The 3,277-nt window shown below is 64.0% G+C and carries 3 protein-coding genes and 1 pseudogene; 2 read left to right on the top strand and 2 right to left on the bottom strand.

Translation table 11 applies throughout. The annotated features are described in order from the left end of the window. Positions 1-474 (bottom strand): annotated as a pseudogene (locus QOI01_RS24060) (LLM class flavin-dependent oxidoreductase); the annotation flags it as partial. Positions 475-491: 17 nt separating this feature from the next. On the opposite strand from QOI01_RS24060, the gene QOI01_RS24055 reads away from it, so the two are divergent. Beyond that, positions 492-749 carry an SDR family oxidoreductase gene (locus tag QOI01_RS24055; protein ID WP_526385423.1) on the top strand — a complete coding sequence of 86 codons (258 nt, stop codon included), beginning with the start codon at positions 492-494 and terminating at the stop codon, positions 747-749. Positions 750-1,061: 312 nt separating this feature from the next. Here QOI01_RS24055 and QOI01_RS24050 read toward each other — a convergent pair whose 3' ends face one another. Further along, entirely contained in the window at positions 1,062-2,261 is a 1,200-nt protein-coding gene (locus QOI01_RS24050; RefSeq protein ID WP_526385421.1) for an acyl-CoA dehydrogenase family protein, read from the bottom strand. 57 nt (positions 2,262-2,318) lie between these two features. On the opposite strand from QOI01_RS24050, the gene QOI01_RS24045 reads away from it, so the two are divergent. Continuing rightward, positions 2,319-3,277 (top strand): TetR-type transcription factor C-terminal domain-containing protein (locus QOI01_RS24045; RefSeq protein ID WP_526385419.1); only part of this gene is annotated, 959 nt, incomplete at its 3' end.

Raw genomic sequence — 3,277 nt, 5'->3', positions numbered from 1 at the left:
CTCCGGGGTGCCCGACACGAGTCGGTGGCCGCCCGCCGCGATGCCCGCGGTGTGCCGGATGAACTCGCGGGCACTCAACGAGTGCTCCGCCAGCAGCGCGCGGGTGCTGAGCTGAAACCCGGCGGAGCCGACCGAGTTCAGCGGCTCGGCGGGAACGTCGTCGGCATGGATCGGGTCGTCGAGACTACGGCCGGACAGTCCAAGAGCGTTCAGCAGACCGCGAGCGAGCTCGTCGATCGGCAGCGTGCCCAACAGCGCCTCCCGGCGCTCTCGGACGTCGTCACCGGTCTCCCCCACGAGCACGATGACGCCGAGTGAGACCTTGACGTGGTCAGGGTTGCGACCGGCAGCAGCGGCTCGGGCGCGGATGTCGTCGCGGAAAGCGATTGCCTTGCCCCGCGTCTGGGCCACGGTGAAGATCACGTCGGCCAACTCGGAGCCGAGCCGCAGCCCGGCCTCGGATCCACCGGCCTGGACGACGACGGGGTAACGTGGTCATCAACAACGTCCTGCCCGGCATCTTCGCCTCCGAGAACATGCTCGAGTTCCGCAGCTCGGATGAGTACGGGGGCGTGACCCTGGACGAGGCGATCTCCTCGTTCGCCGACAAGTGGAAGATTCCCACCGGCAACATCGGCGACCCCGAGGACCTTTGCAACATCGTCGCCGTATTGTGCAGCGAGTACGCCAAGTTCATCGTGGGACAGAACCTGGTGGTTGACGGGGGAACGAGCTTGGGCATCTTCTGACCAGTAGCGGAGCCATTGCCGTCCTATCGACGGGTCGGCGTGATCGCGGAGCGGTGCTGTGATTCCACGGGCGACGAAAATTCGCCATGTAGATGAGACGCCCCGTCACCCAGTCGATCTCGACTTTCAGTTCTACGATCGCACCCAGTCACGCATTGCGTAGTGCTCGCAGACCCGTCGCCGCGAAAACCGGAGCCGCCAGCGCCGCGCGGTCAGCGGTTGTCCCCGAGGTGAATCCGCGACGTGCCCGGTAAGTGATGCCGCCATGAATCAGCAGGCGGCGCAACCGTCGCGTGTCAAGAACTAGGGTCGTCAACGCACACCCGAAGTCTCACTGCCGATGACTCGCTTTGCCAGCGCCCAGCGGTGCACTTCCGAGGGACCGTCGTAGATCCGAAACGGCCGGACTTCGCGCGATATCCGCGCCACTGGCAGATCCTCGGATACTCCCAGCCCGCCACACATCTGCATGCTGCGGTCGACAACTCGGTTGATTGCTTCAGCGCCGAACGTCTTGGCGATCGACGTCGATGTCGACGCGGAGTGCCCGCAATCCAGCTCCCAGCAGGCACGCAGTAGCAGCGCCCGGGTGGCGGCGAGGTCGATCTCGTTGTCCGCCACCATCTTCTGAATCATCCCGAGCTCACCGAGCCGGCCGCCGAAGCCATGGCGATGCCCGACATGAGCCGCAGCGACATCGTGCGCACGCCTGGCGGCACCAAGCCAACGCATGACGTGAGTCATTCTGGCCGGTCCTAGACGTACTTGGGCGTACCGCAAGCCATGGTCAACCTCACCGAGAACACTGGCGTTTGATACGCGCACGGTGTCGAACTCGACCTCGCAGTGACCGCCGAGCATCGATCGATCCATCGTCGCAATGTGGCGACCAACCCGCACCCCTGGCGTATCGGCGTCCACCAAGAACATCGTGGCACCACCACGATCGCCCGGCTGACCCGATGTGCGAGCCATCACGATGAAGAAGTACGCACCATCGGCGCCCGTGATGAAGTGCTTGCGGCCGTCGATACGCCACCCGTCTCCGCTTCGTTCGGCCCGGGTCGTCAGCATCGAGGGATCCGAACCGGCGCCCGGAGCCGGCTCGGTCATCGCAAACGCAGACCGAATCTCGCCGAGTACCAGCGGTTGCAAATACCGGTCCTGCTGTTCAGCCGTGGCCACATGGGCGAGAAGATGGACGTTGCCCTCGTCCGGTGCGGCGACGTTGAGCGCGAGCGGCCCGAAAAGCGAGTACCCGGCCGCCTCGAACACTGGTGCGCGATCACACATTCCGAGCCCGAGCCCTCCGAACTGGACCGGCCCATGGGGAGCCAATAGACCAGCCTGGCGCGCGGCGGACTGCAACTTCGTCCGAAGTACGTCCCCGCCCGCAGCGCGGATGTCGCCGCCAAACTGGTCATCGACCGGCAGCACCGTCTCCCGGATGAAGACCGACGTGCGCTCGACCAGATCCTCGATCTGCGCCGGATGACTCAAGTCGATGGGCATGTCGATTCCTCACATCATCGTTGCCGAGCGATTGTTCGGTCTGGTTCAGTTGAACACTTGCATGACGCTGCTTCAATAGTCAATATTGTGAGTAACCTACCTCTGAATCATCGAACCAACACCGATGGGATCGCGATGAATCGTTCAGATAATCTGAACACCGACACGCAATTCGTCGCGCGCCGTCATATCGGAACGACGATCCGCTCGGCGCGCCAGGAGGCCGGTCTGACGGTCCGCGGTATGGCCGAACGGTTACGCGTCAGCGTCGGCACCATCAGCGCGATCGAGAATGGCAAGACCGGAGTCTCAGTGGCCCGCCTGGAGTCGCTGGCACAGGTGCTCGGCATCAGCAGCAGCCGTCTGCTCGCCAACAAGACGCCTTCGCTCAGCGCTGGCGAGACTGGCCCCGTTTCCGCAACATCGGACTGGCGCAGCTTCCCCGCAGTGGAGCTAGACCCCGTACTCGACGCGGCCATCGACGCATTCGTCGAGATCGGTTACCACGGCACCTCCATGCGGCTGCTGGCCGAACGTGCCGGCCTCAGCGTCCCAGGCATTTACCACCATTACCGCGACACACAGGCACTGCTGGTACGCATCTTGGATGTCACCATGGCTGAACTGCACTGGCGCGTGGATGCTGCACGCAACGAAGCACACACCAGCCTCGCCGAAATCGCGCTGATCGTTGAGGCGCTGGCACTGTTCCACACTCACCACCGCAAGCTCGCGTTCATCGGGGCCAGCGAGATGCGCAGCCTCATCGGCGCGAATCGCCGTCGTATCGCGGGCGAACGGACACGGCTGCAGCGCATCCTCGACGAATCGATCCAGCAAGCCAGCGTCGACGGGTACATCGACCCCGCAGATGTTCCGATAGCGGGCCGGGCCATCGCCACCATGTGTACGTCGCTACCGCAGTGGTTCAGACCCGATGGGACAGAGAGCGCCGAGCAGATATCCCGTACCTATGTCCAACTCGCGTTAGCGTTGCTGCGCGCATCCGAATCCCC

The organism is Mycobacterium sp., assembly GCF_032162605.1.
GTDB lineage: Bacteria > Actinomycetota > Actinomycetes > Mycobacteriales > Mycobacteriaceae > Mycobacterium.
This window is presented reverse-complemented; position numbering and strand designations above follow the sequence as displayed.

Bases quoted from the DNA above. Each gene is read 5' to 3' on its own strand.
- QOI01_RS24050 (WP_526385421.1), bottom strand. From the start codon at position 2,261: ATGCCCATCGACTTGAGTCATCCGGCGCAGATCGAGGATCTGGTCGAG.